The sequence below is a fragment of the Salinimicrobium sp. TH3 genome (assembly GCF_026676115.1).
In the GTDB taxonomy this organism is placed as follows: domain Bacteria; phylum Bacteroidota; class Bacteroidia; order Flavobacteriales; family Flavobacteriaceae; genus Salinimicrobium.
In genome coordinates this window covers 188,625-203,797 of the sequence record NZ_JAPONB010000006.1, presented here as the reverse complement: position 1 = coordinate 203,797, position 15,173 = coordinate 188,625, and the positions used below count along the sequence as shown (strand labels likewise).

Sequence of the window (15,173 nt, the reverse complement as noted above, 5' to 3'; positions counted from 1 at the left end):
ATTTACCCGCTTAACAAACACTATAAAACCATACCATGTCATATAATCTACTAAAAGGAAAAAAAGGGATCATCTTTGGGGCCTTAGACGAAAATTCTATCGCCTGGAAAACGGCGATGCGCGTCCATGAAGAGGGGGGACAATTCGTTCTTACCAATGCACCTATTGCTATGCGAATGGGGAATATCAAAGATCTTGCTGAAAAGACGAATTCCGAAATTATTCCGGCAGATGCCACCAAGGTAGAAGACCTTGATAATCTTGTAGAGAAAGCCATGGAAATTCTTGGCGGAAAGCTTGATTTCGTGCTACACTCTATAGGAATGTCTGTCAATGTGCGAAAAGGGAATCACTATACCGATATGAATTATGATTACACCACCAAAGGCTGGGACGTATCGGCAGTTTCCTTTCACAAAACTATGCAGAGTCTTTATAAGAAGGATGCAATGAACGAGTGGGGGAGTATTATGGCACTTTCTTATATCGCTGCTCAAAAGGTATTTCCAGACTATAACGACATGGCCGATAATAAAGCATATCTCGAATCAATTGCCCGTAGTTTTGGGTATTTCTTCGGGAAAGAGAAAAAAGTAAGAGTAAACACCATTTCCCAGTCTCCAACTCCTACCACTGCAGGTACAGGAGTTAAAGGTTTCGATGGTTTCATCGCTTATGCAGATGAGATGTCGCCTCTTGGGAATGCAACGGGAATGGATTGTGCCAATTACATTATCACAATGTTCTCGGATCTTACAAAAAGAGTTACCCTTCAAAATCTTTTCAACGACGGTGGTTTCTCCAATATGGGAGTGAGCCAGCAGGTTATGGAAGCTTTTATAAAAGGGAAAGAAGAGTAAGCTAGTTCAAATATCGATAGTAAGAGGTCTCGAAAATGTCATTTTTGAGGCCTCTTATTTTTTGGGCCCTGTCCCACATTCTTTAATACATTTGTGTCATGGAGCTTTCTTTTTCATTTATCATTCCTGTTTATAACCGCCCCGCCGAGATTAAGGAGCTGCTGCAAAGTATACAGGCCCTGGAATATCAAAAGCCATTTGAGGTTGTGATCGTGGAAGATGGTTCGACAATTTCTTGTGAAGCAGTGGTGCAGGAACATGCCGGAAGTTTGAATATCGGCTACTTCAGGAAGCCGAATTCAGGGCCGGGGGACTCCCGCAACTACGGAATGAGAAGAGCTGCCGGGAACTACTTTTTGATCCTTGATAGTGATGTTATTTTGCCGCCGCATTATTTAACTGAAGTTGAAAAAGAGCTGCAGAAGGATTTCGTTCACTGTTTTGGAGGTCCAGATGCCGCCCATGAAGATTTTAGTGACCTACAGAAAGCCATAAATTATACCATGACCTCTTTTTTGACTACCGGCGGAATTAGGGGAGGAAAGAAAATGCTGGGAAAATTTGAACCCCGCAGCTTTAACATGGGACTTTCAAAAGAAGCCTTTGACGCAAGTGGTGGCTTTGGGAGAATCCATCCCGGTGAAGATCCCGATTTGGCACTGCGGCTTCAAAAAGGGCATTTTGAGACAAGATTATTTCCGGAAGCCTTTGTGTATCACAAGCGACGCATAGACTGGAAGAAATTCTATCAGCAGGTGAAGAAATTTGGAATGGTGAGGCCTATTTTGAACAAGTGGCACCCCAATTCGGCCAAGATCACTTACTGGTTTCCAACATTGTTCAGTTTTGGGTTAATATCAGCAGTGATTTTTGCCATTTTTGAATGGTATTTGCCGTTGTGGCTCTCTGCCGGGTACTTTCTGATGTTGTTTTTCCACTCCCTTTTCCTAACCGGCAGTATTAAGATCGCAGCTTATTCTATTGTAGCTACTCTCGTACAATTTTTGGGCTATGGGTTTGGTTTCTGCAAGTCAACCTGCTATCTTAGGATATTCAACATGGATCCGGAAAAGAGGTTTCCAAAGCTATTCTTTAAACATGCTTAAAAGATTTAAAACGCTTACTAAAGCCCGGTTTAGAAAAACCGACTTTAATTCATTTTTATTTTTTCTCTTTTTTGCTATTGTGATCTGGATCTTTGTTCAGTTTTCCAAGCAATACAGTGAGGTGCTGGAGATTCCATTGGAATATGTCAATGTGCCGCAGGATAAACTGCTGGTAGGGAAAATTCCACAGAGCCTGGAATTAAGGATGCAGGAAAATGGATTTACAGTTGCCTGGTTCTCTCTTTTTCCGCCCACTGTTAAGATCGATCTTTCTAAAGCGAGTATTGAGAATGATGCTTTGGTGTATGTTATTGATGAAAACCATTCAGACCTTCAATCCCAGCTGGAAATTGATCTGGATGATCACGAATTTTTGAAGGATGCCCTTGTTGTGAAATATGAACAAAAACAGGAGAAAAAATTACCGGTTGTTTTCCGCTTGAAAATTGAATATGCCGTGGGATACTCGGCTGTGGAGGCGTTGAAATATGAGCCGGATTCTATCAAGGTTAGTGGTCCCGACAATATTCTGGATACACTTTCAAAAATTTTTACCCAGCAGCTTAGCCTTACGAAAGTAAAAGAAGATCAACAGGGGACAGTATATCTTGATACTACAGCTCTTCCCAATGTTACTTTTTATCGCAATAAAGTAAAATATGCTGTAGATGTTGAAAAAGTTACCGAGGGGAAGGTGCAGGTTCCTATTGAAGTCATGAATGTGCCTCCAGGGCTTAATGTCGTGATCTTTCCCAAGGAGGTAGTGCTGTTTTACCAGGTGAACCTGAAAGACTTCAGCAAAGTGACAGCTTCAGATTTTAGGGTGGTTGTGGATTTCGATGATATAAGGGGGCAGCAGGATTTTCTTATTCCTGAAGTTATTCAGAAGCCGGAATTCACCTCCAATATTCGGCTTAATGAGAAGCGAATTCAGTTTATTATCAAAAAATGAAAGTTCTTGGGCTTACAGGAGGCATTGGAAGCGGAAAAACAACCGTGGCCGGGTTCTTTAAAGAGCTGGGTATTCCTGTTTTTATTGCCGATGTGGAGGCAAAGAAGTTAATGCTGGAAGATGAAAAAATAAAGGCTGCGATAATTCAGCTTTTTGGAGAGGAAGCCTATAAAGAGGGAATTCCCGATAGAAAATTCATTGCTTCAAAAGTCTTTGGCGACAACAAAAAGCTGGAACAACTTAATGGAATAATCCACCCGGCTGTGGCCAAACATTTCAAGACCTGGAAACAAGATCAAGATGCTCCTTATGTAATTTATGAAGCAGCCATTCTCTTTGAAAAAGGAGGCTATCGCAAATGCGACTTCAATCTACTCATTACCGCTCCTTTTGAACAAAGGGTGGCGAGGTTGCAGGAGCGGGATAGTTCTACACTGGAAGAAATCGAAGCCAGGATGAGCCACCAGTGGAGTGATGGAAAAAAGGCAGAACTAGCAGATTTTATTATTGAAAACAAGGAGCTCTCCAAAACCCGCGAAGCAGTGCGTGACTTGCACGAAACCCTTCTTGAGCGCGCGTAAATACTGACTTTCTTTTGTTAACATTTGGTTAAAGGCGTCTTTGGCTAAATGTTAAAATCATACTTTTGAAAATATGAACAAAAAGATTTTTTTTCTTTTGGTGGTTCTAATGAGCCTCTCTTTAATAGGAATTATATTTGTTCAGGGGTTTTGGATAAAAAACACGGTTGAGAGCAAGGAAGAGCAGTTCTCTTTCAATGCAAAACAGATACTGCGAAGGGTAGCTACAGAAGTTGAGAATAACGAACTGGAGAACTATTATTTCGCGATGCAGGAGTTGGTTGACAGTTTGGGAGCAAAGGCAGATAGTGCAATGATCAATGAAATATTTGAAGAAGAGCACAATGGATTCTCCGAGGATGATTATCTCTCTTCACAGGAAAGACTGGAAGAAGATTACATGCTTTCTACAGCTTTTCTGGATGCATCTATAGATACCATTCAATTTAAAAAGCTTATTAACCGCAGGGTTTCCAAGCTGGTGAAGAATGATAGCCTAAATAAGGATTTGCTTGCCACCTCCAGCAGGATCAACCGCATCTTTAGAATGAAAGATGTGGAGAAAGAATTTATCCGTTCCACTGTGAACGAATATACGAGCAGGAAACCTTTGCATGAACGGGTTTCAAAGTCATACCTGGAAGGTTTGATCCAGAATGAACTTGAGAACAGGGGGATGCATACCTCCTTTGAATATGCTGTTTACGACAATGGTCTGGCAACCAAGGTGCAGTCAGAGAATTTTAAACTGGATGCACGAACCACGTACAGGGTGCCGCTTTTTGCTGCGGGCAGCAGTATTAATGATTATAATTTGTTCGTGAACTTTACAGAAAAGAAACAGGTTGTATTGTCTTCCATTACTTTAATGGCGGCTTTATCGATCATTTTCACCCTTATCATTGTGGTAGCATATTCAAGTGCACTATCCCAATTGATAAAGCAAAGGCAGATATCTGAAATTAAAACAGATTTTATAAATAATATGACCCACGAGTTCAAGACACCTATTGCAACTATTAATCTTGCACTGGATGCGATCAAGAACCCAAAGATCATGAACGATCCCGAAAAAGTCGCTCATTATCACCGTATGATAAGGGATGAAAATAAGCGGATGCATGCACAGGTTGAGAACGTTTTGCGAATTTCCAGGTTGGAAAAGAATGAACTCGATCTTAAAAAGGAGAGACTTGATTTACATGAATTAATTGAAGAAGCCATTACGCATATAGATCTAATTGTGGAAGATAAACAGGGATATATACAAACACATTTTGGGGCCTTGAAAGCATCAATACTGGCAAACCAGACCCATTTTACCAATGTTGTTGTAAACCTGCTTGATAATGCAGTGAAATACTCTACAGATGCGCCTAAAATTGATATCTACACAGAAAATGTAAAGAATTATATTGTCATGAAAATACGTGACCAGGGAAGCGGAATGACAAAACCTGTTCAGAAAAAAATATTTGAAAAATTTTATCGCGAGCATACGGGAGATATCCACAACGTAAAAGGCCACGGCCTTGGACTTGCTTATGCCAAGCGTATCCTTGATGACCACCACGGACAAATAAGCGTGGAAAGTGAAAAAGGAAAAGGAAGTACATTTATAATTAAATTACCACTAATATCTTAATTTATGGAAACTGAAAATAAGAAGATTTTACTAGTTGAAGATGATCCAAACTTTGGAACGGTATTAAAAGATTACCTGGCCATGAACGATTATGAGGTCACACATGCCAAGAACGGGATGGAAGGATTTGAGAAATTCAAAAAAGATGATTTTGATCTTTGTATCCTGGATGTGATGATGCCATATAAAGATGGTTTTACACTAGCCAAAGAGATTAGGGAGAAGAATGAAGAAATTCCTATCATCTTCCTGACTGCAAAGGCAATGAAAGAAGATGTTTTAAAAGGTTATAAAGTAGGGGCAGATGATTACCTGAATAAGCCTTTTGACAGTGAAGTTTTGCTTATGAAGATCAAAGCTATTATGCAGCGTAAAGCTACAGATAGCGTGGCCGATAGCAAGCAGTTCGAATTCCAGATTGGTGATTTCCACCTGAATTCAAAACTTCGCTTCCTTACCTTTAGAGATGAGGAACCATCAAAACTGTCTCCAAAAGAGAACGAATTGTTGCGCCTTTTAGCTTTACATGAGAACGATCTTATGCCACGGGAGTTAGCTCTAACCAAGATATGGAGAGACGACAATTACTTTACATCCCGTAGTATGGATGTTTATATAGCCAAGCTGCGTAAGTACCTTAAAAAGGATGAGAACGTAGAGATCCTTAACATTCACGGGGAAGGATTTAGATTGGTGATTAGAAATAAAGAAGAAGCTCAGAAATAAGCATAAAATTTTCAGTTCCGGGTATCGGGCATCGCTGCAGTGAAACTGCAGCAATGTCTTGATATTTGTTAACAATACTTTATCGGGGTCTTCGTTTTACTTACTTATATTTGTTAGTAAGCTGCACTCTATGAGGAGACTCCAAACCTTCCAAAAATGTAATTCTACTGCCGTACTCTTGCGGCATTTTTTTGGTTGTCGGGGAAGGTTCTTTGTAATCCTCAGTTTAATTCTATTAATTACTTCCTTTCCTTTATTAGGACAAAATCCTGCTGACGAAGTTCCTTCTTATAACCATGAAGGAGTAACAAGCTTGAATGGCATTTCTCTAACTAATCTCAATCCAGATAATCTAACCATTGCTGTCGCAACTGGTCCTGAAAATAAAGTGTACACTCTTTCATTTGGTAGTGGGGTGGATTTAAGAAATGTTAAAGGTGAAATTGTAGTCGAGGATTTTATTCCTTCTGCACAACTAGATGGACCATTAGATCTTGCCGTTGACGATGAAGGTTTTATTTATATAACAGACTATCTAGCCGAAGGAAATTTTGCAAGGCACGGAAAAATTAAAGTTTTTGATTCTGACGGAAATTTGAATCGCATTATACCTTTAGGTTTTTATCGACCAATGGGAATAGATGTGAATCAAAAAAACATTTATTTGGCTGAATACTATGATGGAAATCAAGGACCTGAACAGGGAAGTCAATTTAGCAGGATATCTGTCTATGACAAAGAAACAGACATACGGATATTAAAAAACGAAATTGATGTAGAGGTTCCATATCGGATTGCTGTAAATTCCAAAGGAATTTTGTATGTCAGCGAAGCCGGGAATGATGATCCGGCTGTTTTAATTTTTGATCAAAATTTGAGTTTTAAAGGGAGACTTTCTAATGTTCAATCTCCCGGCAGTTTATTAGTAGACAAATTTGATTATTTACACGTCATTGAATATGCGGGTAGATTAAATTTCGGCCAATTACTTAATTTCTCGGAGATTGGTATAGATGAAGCTATTGATTTCACACATCGGGTTTTTGATGGGATCGAAGAAAATGCTTTTGGTATTAAAGTATTTGATCCCAGTCAATCCTATGAATATTCTTACAAACAGAAGATTGATTTTCCTGTTGACATCGCTTTTAGTAGTTGTGATAAGATGTATCTTCTAAATTTAGATATAATAGAGTTATATCATTATGATAACTGGATAGGACACGAATTTTTACCAAGTGCACTAGAAATGGATTTGGAAATCTATAAAAGAACTCCAACATTTGACAGCTTTGAAGGTCCTGAATTAACTTGTCCGGCAGATATAGTGGTCACAGCAGAACCTGGAGACAATTTTGCCGAAGTAGAATTTGAAGGTGCGACAGCGACAGATAATTGTTCTGCTACAGTTGTACAAACCATTGGAGATCCTTCTGGGAGTGAATTTTCTGTTGGAAAACATACCATTGAATACACAGCCACAGATGGATTTGGAAATCAAGCTACCTGTACGTTTACAATTACAGTGAATCCTTCTGCGAGTCCAGTTCCTCCAGAGGCAACTTGCAATAGTTTCCCGATTTCTTTGGATGAAAATGGAGTGGCTCAGATTACTGCCGAACAGGTGTACGGTGGGAATGAGGTTGGGCTGGACCTGGAAGTTAATATTTCTTCATTCGACTGCTCCAAACTGGGGGAGAATACTGTTATTTTAACGGTAACAGATCCAACTACAGGATTAAGTGACTTCTGTCCCGCCACCATTAAGGTAATTGACAATTCACCTCCCGTTGTTTCCTGTGTTGCGCCATTTTCAGTAACTTTAAATCAAGGTGGAAATGCTTCTATAACTGTGGATGAGGTTGATAATGGCTCTGTAGACAATTGTACAATTACAAATAAAGTTCTTTCACAATATAATTTTACTACAGCAGATATTGGCGAAGTTCCTGTAACCCTCACCGTTACAGATGAAGCGGGATTAACCGCTCAATGTACGGTTAAGGTCACTGTAGAAGATTCTGTGAGTCCAGACCCTCCAGAGGCAATTTGCAATAGTTTCATAGTTTCTTTGGATGAAAATGGAATGGCTCAGATTACTGCCGAACAGGTGTACGGTGGGAATGATGGTAATTTGGACCTGGAAATTGATACTACTTCATTCGACTGCTCCAAACTAGGGGACAATACCGTTATTTTAACGGTAACAGATCCAACCACAGGATTAAGTGACTCCTGTCCTGCTACAATAACAGTCAAAGATGAAATATTTCCCACAATCACCTGTCCCTCAAATATTGTCGAAAATGTTGCTATTGGAGAAACGGGTAAAGTAATAAACTATAGTGCGCCATATGGGGATAACTGCTCTGGTGCAACAGTCAATCAAACAGCCGGATTACCTTCGGGAAGTGTTTTCCCGGTAGGAGAAACCACTACCAATACGTTTGTAGTAACAGATGCCGTGGGTAATACCGCCACCTGTAGCTTCACGGTGACCATAAATGAAGCCGAAGATGAGGAAGATCCTGTGATAAGTTGCCCGCCAAATATTGAAATATTAACCGATCCCCGAGCATGTGGAGCAATTGTCACCTTTGAAACTCCTACGCCTACCGATAATTCCGGTTCGGCAACTGTTACAAAACTAAGCGGTCCAGATTCTGGTGATTTCTTAGCTCCTGGTTCTTATGAAGTCATTTTTGAAGCCCGCGATTCATCAGATAATACTGCTACCTGTACATTAAAAATTACCGTAAAGGATGAAGAGCCACCGCAGTTTACTATATGTCCGCAGAATTCCACGCAATTTGTTGGAGCAGTAAACGGTAAGTATTTCGTTCCGGACCTTCTTGAGGAAGTGGAAGCAGTTGATAATTGTGGCAATCCCGTAAGATATGAACAAACTCCGGTTGCAAATGAGGAAATTACCCAGGATGTTACTGTAAACATTCGGGCTTTTGATGGACAGGATAACGAATCTGATGTATGTTCCATAGAGCTTGTATTAGTTCAGGAAGATCAGCCTTCTTTTGATTGTGGATCGACTGCCGGTTTATCTTTGGAGCTTGATGAGGACTGCAATTATATTGTGCAGGATTTTAGGTCATATGTGAACAACAGGCAAAATTTTGATGATGGGATATTTATTGAACAAACTGAGGAAAGACTGGGAGAAGAGCTGCAAGTAAATCTTAAGGTATATCATGGAACTGATGCAAATGCTCCTTTTGTTGGGGAGTGCAATTTAGTGGTGACTTTAGAAGATAACATTTCACCTGAAATAAATTCCTGTAATAATTCTCCTGTCGAAGTAGATCTTCTTCCCGGTGAGAACTTTGTAGTTCCAGATTATAAGGATCGAATCACTTATTCAGATAACTGCTCAACCCAACTTAATGTCATTCAGGTTCCCGCACCTCAGGACGTAATTACAAATAACACCACAGTCACCTTAACAGTAGAGGACGAAGCTGGAAATATTTCCACGACATGTTCCTTTCCTATTGTTTACAATACTCCTGCTGTGGAAATAAATTGTGTTTCCACTCAAGTGGCATTGGGCCCTAACGGAACCGCTACTCTGGATCCTGCTACCTTATATGATGCCGACCCAACCAATCCTGCAGTTGCCTTTTTTGATTTGAGTAAAGACGTATTTACCTGTGAGAATATTGGAGAGCAGGAAGTAGAATTAATTGTTCATTTTGTTGATGGTTCTTCTGGAAGTTGCACCACTAAGATCGAAGTAATAGATCAATTAAAACCTGTGATAAGTTGTCGGGAGGATTTTAACCTTTACCTCAATGAAGATGGCTACGGAATCATTCCGCCAGAAATGTTACTGGAATCGTTTTCAGATAATTGCGGGATACAAAGTGTCACTTTAGACCAGGATCGTTTTGAGACTGCAGATGCGGGAGAACAAGACGTTGTGGTGACGGTAGTGGATGTCAACGGTAATTTTGAAACCTGTGAGACTACCATTAATGTTGTGCCATATGATCCTATGAGAAGTGTTGATTGTGTGGAGTCCAAGACGCTTTTCCTGGACGAAAACGGGTATGCTGAACTCCGCCTTTTCTATACCGGGGAAGAGGACAATATTGAACTTGAGCTAAATAAAAAAGATTTTACCTGTGATGATATTGGTCCGCCGCAAATGATCACCGCCTCCTATCAGGGCGAGCACACAGGAAGTTGTGAAATTGAGATCCTTGTTGTGGATGATTTGCCACCTCTGGTGAACTGTATTTCCGAAATTGATCTGGTTCTGGATGAAAACGGAACAGGAGAAATATCTGTAAATGATGTAGATCAAAATTCCACCGATAACTGCGCCATTGAAGATATGTCTTTGAGCAAAAGCAATTTCACAAGCAGCGATGTTGGTACTCAAACTGTGCGCTTTACCGTAACCGACGCCTCGGGAAATTCAGATTTTTGTGAAGTCACGGTAAATGTAAAACCTTATATGGCTACTACCGGGGAACTGGATTGTGTGGAAAATTTAACCCTCGAGCTGGATGCCGGTGGCGAGGCCGTTTTAACCGCACAGGATCTTTACGAAGGAGACCCTGGTACTGCCCAATTTTTTGGGGATGTGACCTACACCTGTGAAGATATCGGAGTTCATACAATCACGCTGACAAAGAAAGATGATCCTTCCCAAAGTTGCGAGATCGAGGTAGAGATCGTGGATAATATTGCCCCCGTCGCTTCTTGTAAAGCAGATATGGAATTAACCCTGGACATTAATGGAACGGCAACTTTGGCACCAGAGGATGTTGATAGTGGATCTACAGACAATTGTGAAATTGCTGCTATGAGCCTTGACCGCACTTCCTTCACCGCAGCCGATCTTGGGGAGCAAAAAGTAACTTTGACTGTTAGAGATGCATCTGGAAATACCGATACCTGTGAAACCACTATTATGATCCTGCCCAACGAGGAAAATCCTTCCGGAGTAGTTTGTAGAGATCTCATTACCCTGGATTTGGATGTAAGCGGGAGAGCCCAATTGAATCCTCAGGAGGCATTTTCCAGTGGTCCAAGTGGTACTTACACCCTTAGCCAAACAAACTTCACCTGTGATGACCTGGGAGAGAATGAGGTAACCCTTTCTTATACCACACTCAATGGAAATGGTTCCTGTGTGGTGAAAGTTGTGGTTGAGGATCCTTTGGAGATCTGTGAAGCACCCGGACCTGTAGAGAGAGATACCTTAATACTTTATCCCAACCCCGGCGATGGGCTGTTTAAATTTGAGGTTTCTGAAGGTCTGCAAATTCATCAGATCGAGGTTTTTGATATTAGAGGGCGTTTTCTCCTGGAGCACAGGTATGATAACAGCGTACCAATTTTAGAATATTCGATCAACCTGAGTGAATACCAGGCGGGAGTATATCAATTGCTCATTCAAACCAACGGGAGGGAATATTTAAAAAGGGCGATAATCAGGTAATTTCTTCTTCTACAAAGGTCAGAATTTTAGCAGGAGGAGTGGAAATATCAAACCAGTTGATCTGCTCGTTTTTTCTGAACCAGGTGTACTGCCGCTTAGCAAATCTCCTCGTGTTCTTTTTAATTTCTCCAATGGCCGTTTCGAGGTCCCATTCTTTATTGAGATATTTAAAAAGTTCTTTGTACCCAACAGTGTTGAGCGCATTTAGTTTCCGTTGGGGGAAAAGTGCATCAGCCTCCTCTAAAAGACCTTGCTGCATCATGATATCCACCCTGCGGTTGATGCGGTCGTAAACAATCTCTCTTTCTGATGTAAGTCCCACATATAAGGTGTCAAAAAAGCGATTTTTGGTAGTTCTTTTTCTAAAAGCGGAATATGGCTTTCCGGTTCCTCTGCAAATTTCAAGAGCCCTTATCACCCTGTGCGGATTTTGAAGATCTACTTCGGAATAATATTCGGGATCCTTTATTTTAAGTTCTTCCTGAAGCTTTTTAAGACCTTTTTCCTCCAGTTCCTTTTTCAAATCTCCCTTGATATGGGGCTCTATTTCCGGAAACTCATCCAGTCCTTTTACCACAGCATCTACGTAAAGTCCGCTCCCGCCAACCATCACTACAACATCGTGCTTCAAAAAAAGCTTCTTAAGTTTTTGCAGGGCATCCCGCTCAAAATCTCCTACAGAATAATCTTCTTCGACCGAAATATGCTGAATGAAATGATGCTTGGCGGCGTGTAATTCACCTTCAGTTGGAACTGCAGTTCCAATGGTCATCTCTTTAAAGAACTGCCGGGAATCGGCAGAGATGATTTCAGTATTAAAATGACGTGCCAGCTCAATTCCGAGGGAGGTTTTTCCAATAGCTGTGGGACCGACAACCACAATGAGATATTTTTTATGCATTTAGAGAATTTCCGCAGTTATGGCAATATTCTGCTTTGTCCAGGTGCTTAGATTCATTACAATGGGGGCAGACTTGGGTGTTTACAGATACTTCACTGGCCGAAGCACGACTAAATTCTGAAGTAACTATTCCCGTAGGAACTGCAATGATCCCGTAACCAGTGATCATAATTACAGAAGCGATGAATTGTCCCAGGGGCGTCACCGGGTGAATATCTCCAAAACCTACTGTAGTAAGGGTAACAATACACCAGTATATCCCGGTTGGAATACTTGTATATCCATTTTCCGGTCCTTCCACGAGGTACATTACTGTTCCCATGATCACGCACATGATAATAACGGCATAAAGAAAGACAAGAATTTTAGCGCGACTGTTTTTTAAAGCCCGGAGGAGTTTATCTGACTCACCAATATATCGGGTGATCTTTAAAACCCTAAATATCCTTAGAAGTCTTAGAGCCCTAACTGCAAACAAAAGATTGTGGCCCCCGCCTAAAATGGCTAAATAGGAGGGCAGTGTTGAAAGCAGGTCCACTATGCCATAAAAGCTGAAAATATAGCGGGCGGGACGATTGATCACCACAATACGAAGAATATATTCCACGGTGAAAACGGCTGTAATGATCCATTCTGCAGTATAGAATTCCGAATAATATTTTTCACTCATTCCGGGAATACTCTCGAGCATTACCAAAACAATACTCAAAATAATTACCAGGAGAAGACCTATATCAAAAGCTTTTCCCGCAGGGGTATCGGCTTCATAGATGATCTCATGAAGTTTTTTTTTCCAGGAAGAATCAGATGGTTTTACCACAAAAAAAGAATTACAGCTTAAAAATAGGATTTTTCGGCAGAATCTGCTCTACGGGCTGCATTAATTCTATTCGGCCGGGTCCAACATAATAACCTTAAGGCGATTATTTTTTCTCAGGTAATTTTGAATGATGTGCTGGGCATCACGATCATTCTTCATGGGGGTAATTATGGATTTTATGATTTCCATATTATTGAGTTGATAGTTGAGGTTGAAGTATCCAATTCCTTTAAACTGTCCTTCCTCCACTAGCAATGCGCTCTTTTCGTCCAGCTCCCTGCCACGATCAATTACCAGCATATTTTGCTTTTCATAACTATACTTATGAAGTGCCTGTTTTACGCGCTCATTGTGTTCTAAAGGAGATTCTTCTTTCACGCACGCCCCATTGCATTTTTTAATGCTGTAGTTGAAACAGGCTCCGTTTCCGGTATGGATTCCCGTGTACTTTTGGCACAGGTTATACTCTTCCACAAGGTTTGAAACCAAAGCCTTTGCCTGTTGCAGGTTTGTAAAAGTTGTCACGCTTTTCTTCCTTCGATCGGCTTTACCAATTTTGAGATTGATATACCCGTCGTCGTCTTTTGACTGGTACAGGGCATAAGAAAAAATATTTCTGGAAAGGGATTTATTAAACTTCGGCTTATTTCTTTTTATCTCTTCATTTTCTTTTAGCAGCGCGTTCAATTCATTTCCTGTAGCCTCATAACTTATGGATGCAACCTCTTTTTGAATCTCTATAGACTTCCTGTTCTCATTGGTAAAGTGTTGATTCACCCGTTTTTTGATATTCTTGCTTTTCCCAATGTAAATGATATCTCCTTCGGAATTATGCAGGTAATAAACACCGGTGATCGAGGGAAGTTCTTCAAGTAACCGGATTAGCTTCGTATCCATCTGAAGTTTTGGTGCATTGCGAACCGAGCTTTTGAGGATCTCTTTTTCTGAATCTTTTGCCAGCAGCATCTTAAACAGCTTCACCGTAGCCTGGGCGTCTCCGTTTGCACGGTGTCTGTCACTAAGAGGAATACCCAGGGATCTAACGAGTTTTCCCAAACTGTACGAAGGCAACCCGGGAATAAGTTTTTTGGAAAGCTCTACGGTACATAAGCTTTGTCTTTCATAATCAAAACCCAGGCGACCGAATTCTGTGCGCAGGATGCGATAGTCAAATTTTGCGTTGTGGGCTACCAGGATGGCTCCATTTGTTATTTCTACGATTCGCTTTGCTACCTCATAGAATTTTGGTGCCTGGCGTAGCATATCATTGTTTATACCTGTAAGTCCAACAACAAATGGCTGAATTGGGATTTCGGGATTTACCAGGCTAATAAATTGATCTACGACTTTGTGACCGTCAAATTTATAGACAGCAATCTCTGTAATTCCCTCTTCATTATATTTCCCGCCGGTAGTTTCTATGTCTAAAATTGCGTACAAATGCTAAATCTCCCTGTTAATTATAACTTCTTTCTCCAAATATTGAACTTCCCACTCTTATCATTGTACTGCCGCATTCAATGGCGATCTTGTAGTCGCCACTCATTCCCATTGATAATGTGGTAAAGGAATCATACCTGGATTTCAATTCTTCAAAAGTAGTCTTTAAAAAGCTGAATTCCTTTCTAATTTTTTCTTCTTTCTCGGTAAGGGTCGCCATCCCCATCAAGCCAACTATCTTAACATGAGACATCTTGCGGTAAGCGTCTGACTGAAGTATACTTTTTGCTTCATCAACATCTATTCCATATTTAGTGTCTTCTTCGGCTATTTTGATCTGTAAAAGACAGGGGATAGTGCGGTTATACTTTTCGGCTTGTTTTTCGATTTCCTTAAGCAGCTTCAGGGAATCAACAGAGTGGATGAGGTCAACAAATTCGGCCATGTATTTCACCTTATTGCGCTGCACGTGGCCAACCATGTGCCATTTAATATCCTTTGGAAGTTGTTCCCACTTCTCTGTCATTTCCTGGATCTTGTTTTCTCCAAAGATCCTGTGCCCGGTATTATAGGCTTCCAAAATGTCACTTTCGGGTTTGGTTTTGGAAATAGCGACAAGAGTAACCTCTTCGGGTATTTCCGCTTTTATTCTATTTATGTTTTCTGAAATGCTCATAA

At 40.7% G+C, this 15,173-nt stretch carries 11 protein-coding genes; 7 read left to right on the top strand and 4 right to left on the bottom strand.

Going from position 1 to position 15,173, the window contains the following annotated elements; genetic code table 11:
* Positions 1-35 precede the first annotated feature (35 nt).
* From OU683_RS11260 to OU683_RS11230, 7 genes are all read left to right on the top strand, one after another.
* Positions 36-860 (top strand): enoyl-ACP reductase FabI, encoded by an 825-nt coding sequence (locus OU683_RS11260; RefSeq protein WP_268138283.1) that lies wholly within the window; start codon positions 36-38, stop codon positions 858-860.
* A 98-nt stretch (positions 861-958) separates the two neighbouring features.
* A complete protein-coding gene (locus tag OU683_RS11255; RefSeq protein WP_268138279.1) occupies positions 959-1,966 on the top strand; it encodes a glycosyltransferase family 2 protein in 1,008 nt (335 codons plus the stop codon).
* Positions 1,959-2,918, top strand: a complete 960-nt coding sequence (locus tag OU683_RS11250; protein ID WP_268138277.1) for a YbbR-like domain-containing protein — start codon at positions 1,959-1,961, stop codon at positions 2,916-2,918. Before OU683_RS11255 ends, OU683_RS11250 begins: the two co-directional genes overlap by 8 nt.
* A complete protein-coding gene (gene coaE, locus OU683_RS11245; RefSeq protein ID WP_268138275.1) occupies positions 2,915-3,499 on the top strand; it encodes a dephospho-CoA kinase in 585 nt (194 codons plus the stop codon). Before OU683_RS11250 ends, coaE begins: the two co-directional genes overlap by 4 nt.
* Before the next feature lie 73 nt (positions 3,500-3,572).
* Positions 3,573-5,144 (top strand): sensor histidine kinase, encoded by a 1,572-nt coding sequence (locus tag OU683_RS11240; RefSeq protein WP_268138273.1) that lies wholly within the window; start codon positions 3,573-3,575, stop codon positions 5,142-5,144.
* A gap of 3 nt (positions 5,145-5,147) precedes the next feature.
* Positions 5,148-5,870 (top strand): response regulator transcription factor, encoded by a 723-nt coding sequence (locus OU683_RS11235; RefSeq protein ID WP_228916513.1) that lies wholly within the window; start codon positions 5,148-5,150, stop codon positions 5,868-5,870.
* A gap of 130 nt (positions 5,871-6,000) precedes the next feature.
* Positions 6,001-11,334, top strand: a complete 5,334-nt coding sequence (locus OU683_RS11230; protein WP_268138271.1) for an HYR domain-containing protein — start codon at positions 6,001-6,003, stop codon at positions 11,332-11,334.
* Here the strand turns inward: OU683_RS11230 and miaA are convergent.
* The 4 genes from miaA to OU683_RS11210 form a co-directional block, all read right to left on the bottom strand.
* Positions 11,327-12,235 carry a tRNA (adenosine(37)-N6)-dimethylallyltransferase MiaA gene (miaA, locus tag OU683_RS11225; protein WP_268138269.1) on the bottom strand — a complete coding sequence of 303 codons (909 nt, stop codon included), beginning with the start codon at positions 12,233-12,235 and terminating at the stop codon, positions 11,327-11,329. The two genes, OU683_RS11230 and miaA, sit on opposite strands and share 8 nt — an antisense overlap.
* Complete coding sequence (locus tag OU683_RS11220; protein WP_268138267.1) at positions 12,228-13,055, bottom strand: ion transporter; 828 nt, start codon at positions 13,053-13,055, stop codon at positions 12,228-12,230. Before OU683_RS11220 ends, miaA begins: the two co-directional genes overlap by 8 nt.
* A gap of 66 nt (positions 13,056-13,121) precedes the next feature.
* Positions 13,122-14,495 carry an exonuclease domain-containing protein gene (locus tag OU683_RS11215; RefSeq protein WP_268138265.1) on the bottom strand — a complete coding sequence of 458 codons (1,374 nt, stop codon included), beginning with the start codon at positions 14,493-14,495 and terminating at the stop codon, positions 13,122-13,124.
* A 16-nt stretch (positions 14,496-14,511) separates the two neighbouring features.
* Positions 14,512-15,171, bottom strand: a complete 660-nt coding sequence (locus OU683_RS11210) for a YggS family pyridoxal phosphate-dependent enzyme (RefSeq protein ID WP_268138263.1) — start codon at positions 15,169-15,171, stop codon at positions 14,512-14,514.
* Positions 15,172-15,173: the final 2 nt, after the last annotated feature.